Genomic DNA, 4,764 nt, shown 5'->3' with positions numbered 1-4,764 from the left:
AATTTACTCTTAATTAAAACTTTTTTCTAAAAAAATTTTACTATATCCCAAATTATTTTCTCCTTTACTTAGATATACAAGTATGATAAGATTATATATAACTTAAAATAGGAGAGTGACATAATGAATTCAAATAAAATTTTTGAAAAATATACATTAAATAATGGAATAGAGATTAAAAATAGACTTGTAGTGACTCCTATGACACTATTTGTTGCCAATGAAGATGGAACTTTCTCAGAAGAAGACCTTAAATTTATGAGTAAACGTGGAGAAAATATAGGAATGTTCATAGTAGAAGCTACTTTAGTTGCTGATGGGGGAAAAGCTTTCACAAGACAGCCCGAAGCTATCAATGAAACACATTTGCCATCTTTAAGAAAAGTAGCTGAAATTCTACGTAATCAAGGTACAAAAGCAATTTTACAAATACATCACGGCGGAAGACTTGCCCTTCCAAATGTAAATAAAAATGACATAATTGCTCCTAGCTATGATAACGAAACAAAAGCAAGAGAAATAACTACTGATGAAATAGATAAACTTATACAGGCGTTTGGAAATGCTACTGATTTAGCTATTCAGGCTGGATTTGACGGAGTGGAAATTCATGGTGCAAACAGATATCTTATCCAGCAGTTTTATTCAGGAATAACTAATAGAAGAACTGACGAATGGGGAGGAAATATAGAAAAAAGAATGAAATTTCCTTTAGCTGTTATAGATGAAGTAAATAAAGTTAAAAATAAACATAACGCTGACAAATTCATCATAGGATACCGTTTTTCACCTGAAGAGCCAGGAGAAAATGGTTTGACAATGGTTGAAACTTTTGCATTGATTGATGAACTTGTAAAAAAACCACTACAATATCTACACGTTTCACTTCCAGATTTTTATATAAATGCTTATCGTGGAGGAGATACTAAAAAACCTGCAATACAGCAGATTCATGATAGAATAAACGGAAAACTTCCATTAATTGGAGTGGGTAATCTATACACAGGAGAACAGATAGCTAAAGCTCTTGATACAGGATGGGCAGAATTTACTGCTTTAGGAAAAACTGTCATTTTAAATCATAATATAGGAACTCTTATACTTGAAAAAAGAGAAAATGAAATTGAAACTGAACTGGATCTGGAAAGAGAAGATAAATACGATTTAGGTGAATTTTTATGGGAACGTGCAAAAGAAAAAAGCCCCTTGCTTCCTCCAATAAAAAATAAAAAATAACAATACGGTTTTATGTAAAAATTATTTATAATAAGTTAACTAAAATAAAAAATGCTATTTTATTAGGAGTAGCCATGATTTTAATAGTTATAATCATAATTTTATATATTCTCTTTGGGAATATTAACAAAAAAAATGCTAATATTTCAAAATTAAATAGAAAACTTGAAGATTTAAATGAAAAAGAGCAGGAAAAAGAAAAACAGATAAAGAAACGCCAATTAAAAGAGAAAATACGAAAATTAAAAAAAGAAATTCATGAAATCGAAAAAGAAATGTATGATGAAGAATTAGAAGTAAAAAGTCCTTATTTTAAAGATTTATGTGATCAAGCAGCAGATTTACAAATGGAGCTATATGATTATGAATTTGAACTAGAATGGATTGATAAAAATTAGAGCATAATCTTTTTGAAAAAAATCAATACAATTTATAATTTTGCAAAAAAATACGCCAAATTTATGGCGTATTTTATATTTATTCTTTTTCTTTTTGATACTGTGAAACCGTTTTTCCTGTCCATTTCTTGAAGAAAGTGCTGCAAAAAACGACGGAATAAACACATTCAAGTTATCAATATTGCTGATTTCTGAAATTTGCTCATCAGTAATAACTTCATCAATTTTTTTCAAAAATAAATAATATTCCTCAGTAGAAAGCTGAATTTCCTCTTTCCACAAAATATTCGGTATTCCCGCTTGTTCAAGAATATTTTCAATTGATAATCCAATACTCTTTAAAAAATCCTGAAACTACTTTAGTATAGTTATTTTCTTCTTTTTCCTATTTTTTATTATATCGAATTTTTCTTTTCATAAAATGGCTTTTTATCTTTAACAACATCTTTTCCAAAACTATCTTTATATGAAAACATATCAATATATTTTCCATTCAAGTATGGAGTTACTTTTCTTCCTATAAATTCTATACTTTCTTTTTCATTTCCCGTACTGTCAACAACTAATAGATAACTCTCTTGTCCCTCTTTATACATGAGCATTAACCAAGTTCTTTTAATATTTTTATCTAATTTACAAGCACTTTTTAATGCTTCAAGCATATCTTCAGGATATTCTTTCGCTTCTCCAATCATTACAGGCGTGTCCTTTTTTACTTTTGTTTCAACGACCTTAAGTCTTTCTTCCTTTTCCTTTTTCAAAATTTTAAGTTGTTCTCTTGTAAAGGTAAATGATGTAGTAAATGGATTAATAACAAAACCTTCTATATCTGGATTTGATAATACCATTTCTGCATAATCATCAAAAGACAAAATAAGTGTCTGTATTTTATCAATGCCAATATTCCACTTATTCAATTCTTCCCAGTCAGTAAATGCTGGATAAAATTGTTTTCCATCAGACGAAGAAATCATATAGAAAGATACATTTGAATCTTCTTTAACAGTTCCTTTTCCAGTTTCATCAGTTTCAATAGGTTTATCAAAAAATACATAACTTAAAAAATAAGCTCTCATTATAATTTCATCTAAAATTTTATTTTGTAATTCTAAATCACTTTTCTGATTTTTTCCTATTCTACTAAACAATTCTTTTAACACAGGATTTTCCAATGGCTTATTTACATCAATCATAATTTTTCAACTCCTTCGTTTCAATATTTTATATTATACCCATTATAGCTTATATCTCTTCCATCGTCAAATCCACAACATTCCCCTTCACAACTTCAACTAGTTTTTCTGTTTCCACTTCCATCTGCAGTCCTCGTCTGCCAGCCGAAACCATTATTTTATCAAATTTTTCAACTTCCTTGTCAAAAAAAGTCTTAAACAGCTTCTTCATTCCTACAGGAGAACACCCTCCACGAATATATCCTGTTTCTTTTTCCAGTTCTGAAAGTGGCAATAAATCAATATTTTTCTCTTTGCAGGCCTTTGCCACCTTTTTCAAATCTAAATGTGCTTCTCCATGAAGTACACACACATACAAATTTTTACTTTTCCCTTTCAAAACAATTGTCTTAAAAACTCTATCCGCTAGTTCAGGCAACTTCTCAGCAACACCAAGCCCTCCACTTTTATCCTCACTCCACTCATAAGTATGAATAATATACGGGATCTTTTGTTTATCAAGCTGTCTTAATGCATTTGTTTTTGCAATTTTTTCTTTCTTATGTTTCATATTTCATTACCCCCATACTCGATTTTTGTTATTTTCAGTATATCAAATTAATTTTTTTCAGTCAATTAAAAAAAATCTATTCTTATGATAAAAAGAGAAAAATTTAAACAAAAATAAAAGAGCAAAAATATAAACTATTGCCCTTTTATGTTAATTAGATTTAAAAATTTTTATTTGTCTTCTATAACTTTGTGAGTTTCAAAAATTCTCTCCATTGTTTTTTTGAATGTTGGAGAACCTACCAAATCATATTGTTTTTGTGTAGGTCTTTTACATACTGCTGCGTAGTAGAACTCGTGAATTTTATCTTTTCCACCATTAATATCACGAAGTCCAGCTTCACCCAGCATTTCATTAAATTGTTTAATTCCTTGCTGAACTTCCGCTAAAGTATGTGTCATTTTCTTACCATCTTTTATGTAGCTTTCTTCCATAATTATAGATCCTATTGGCACACAAGCGGCTACTTCCTGCCCATCTTTATTGTAAAATTCTGTCCATTCCTCCTCGCTCATAAAAAGCACTCCTCTTTCATCTCTATAAGGTTCCGCTATTCCAAAAGCTGAAAATGCCAATAATCCCAATAAAATAAGTTTTTTCATTGTAAATCTCTCCTTTTTTCTAATTTTTTTTATAAATTTAAAATAATTTTACTGTTCTTCTAAGATAATTATACCACATATTATATAAATTTCCATATATTCAAACTTATATTTTATTAATAATTTTTCTATTTCCAATAAGAATTAATTAATTCCAAAACAAGGTCATCCCTATCTTCATTATAAACTATATAATCAATAAATATCTGCTCTACTTCCGTATCATTCTTCATATTAACTAAAAAATTATATATTACTAATTTCAAATTGCTAGAAATTTTTTGTTTCAAACTCGCTTTAGCATATCGAATTGCAAAATCTTTTGCTTTTTCCACATCCAAAAATTTTCCTTGCTTTTATTTGACTATCCTTATCAAAATTTATTAAGCAATAATTAATCAATTCATCGCTTATTTCAATGTTTTCATAAATCAAATCATCTACTTTAATTGCGTATTCTAGAATACTAGGATATTTTTTTGCTGAATTTATATATTTATCTTCCCATTTCCTTTTATTTACAGTTCCTTCATTTATAATTATTGATCCCCAATTTTTCTTTTTTTCCTTTAAAAATGGCTGATATTTTATTGGAATATCTTCCTTTTTTATCTCCGAATTTAAAAATTTTAAATAAATTTGATTATCTTCGCCATAATTTCTAGAATATTCACCCTTTATAATCAGCAAGCACTTCAAAGGTTTTCCAAGTAAAGCCGCCGCACATGCCTTATGGTGTCCATCAATTATAAAATTTATAAAACCGCCAAAATTATAAACAATCG

At 28.5% G+C, this 4,764-nt stretch carries 6 protein-coding genes and 1 pseudogene; 2 read left to right on the top strand and 5 right to left on the bottom strand.

The window, feature by feature from the left end:
- Positions 1–123: 123 nt before the first annotated feature.
- A complete protein-coding gene (locus Q0370_RS04230; protein WP_299572557.1) occupies positions 124–1,236 on the top strand; it encodes an NADH-dependent flavin oxidoreductase in 1,113 nt (370 codons plus the stop codon).
- 74 nt (positions 1,237–1,310) lie between these two features.
- Complete coding sequence (locus Q0370_RS04225) at positions 1,311–1,634, top strand: hypothetical protein (protein WP_299572555.1); 324 nt, start codon at positions 1,311–1,313, stop codon at positions 1,632–1,634.
- On the opposite strand, the gene Q0370_RS04220 is transcribed toward Q0370_RS04225, so the two are convergent.
- The 5 genes and pseudogenes from Q0370_RS04220 to Q0370_RS04200 form a co-directional block, all read right to left on the bottom strand.
- Complete coding sequence (locus Q0370_RS04220; protein WP_299572553.1) at positions 1,611–1,916, bottom strand: hypothetical protein; 306 nt, start codon at positions 1,914–1,916, stop codon at positions 1,611–1,613. The genes Q0370_RS04225 and Q0370_RS04220 overlap by 24 nt on opposite strands.
- A gap of 113 nt (positions 1,917–2,029) precedes the next feature.
- A complete protein-coding gene (locus tag Q0370_RS04215; protein ID WP_299572551.1) occupies positions 2,030–2,827 on the bottom strand; it encodes an enhanced serine sensitivity protein SseB in 798 nt (265 codons plus the stop codon).
- A gap of 49 nt (positions 2,828–2,876) precedes the next feature.
- Complete coding sequence (gene ybaK / locus Q0370_RS04210; protein WP_299572548.1) at positions 2,877–3,377, bottom strand: Cys-tRNA(Pro) deacylase; 501 nt, start codon at positions 3,375–3,377, stop codon at positions 2,877–2,879.
- A 170-nt stretch (positions 3,378–3,547) separates the two neighbouring features.
- Entirely contained in the window at positions 3,548–3,979 is a 432-nt protein-coding gene (locus tag Q0370_RS04205) for a hypothetical protein (protein ID WP_299572545.1), read from the bottom strand.
- A 297-nt stretch (positions 3,980–4,276) separates the two neighbouring features.
- A pseudogene (locus tag Q0370_RS04200) lies at positions 4,277–4,764 on the bottom strand (hypothetical protein); the annotation flags it as partial.

Source organism: uncultured Leptotrichia sp., assembly GCF_938036635.1.
GTDB classification, from domain to species: Bacteria; Fusobacteriota; Fusobacteriia; order Fusobacteriales; family Leptotrichiaceae; genus Leptotrichia; species Leptotrichia hongkongensis.
The sequence above is the reverse complement of the archived record's forward strand: the minus strand, read 5'-3'. Positions and strand labels throughout refer to the sequence as shown.

Coding starts and splice junctions, on each gene's coding strand:
- Q0370_RS04230 (WP_299572557.1), top strand. CDS start 124: ATGAATTCAAATAAAATTTTTGAAAAATATACATTAAATAATGGAATA.
- Q0370_RS04225 (WP_299572555.1), top strand. CDS start 1,311: ATGATTTTAATAGTTATAATCATAATTTTATATATTCTCTTTGGGAAT.
- Q0370_RS04215 (WP_299572551.1), bottom strand. CDS start 2,827: ATGATTGATGTAAATAAGCCATTGGAAAATCCTGTGTTAAAAGAATTG.
- ybaK (WP_299572548.1), bottom strand. CDS start 3,377: ATGAAACATAAGAAAGAAAAAATTGCAAAAACAAATGCATTAAGACAG.
- Q0370_RS04205 (WP_299572545.1), bottom strand. CDS start 3,979: ATGAAAAAACTTATTTTATTGGGATTATTGGCATTTTCAGCTTTTGGA.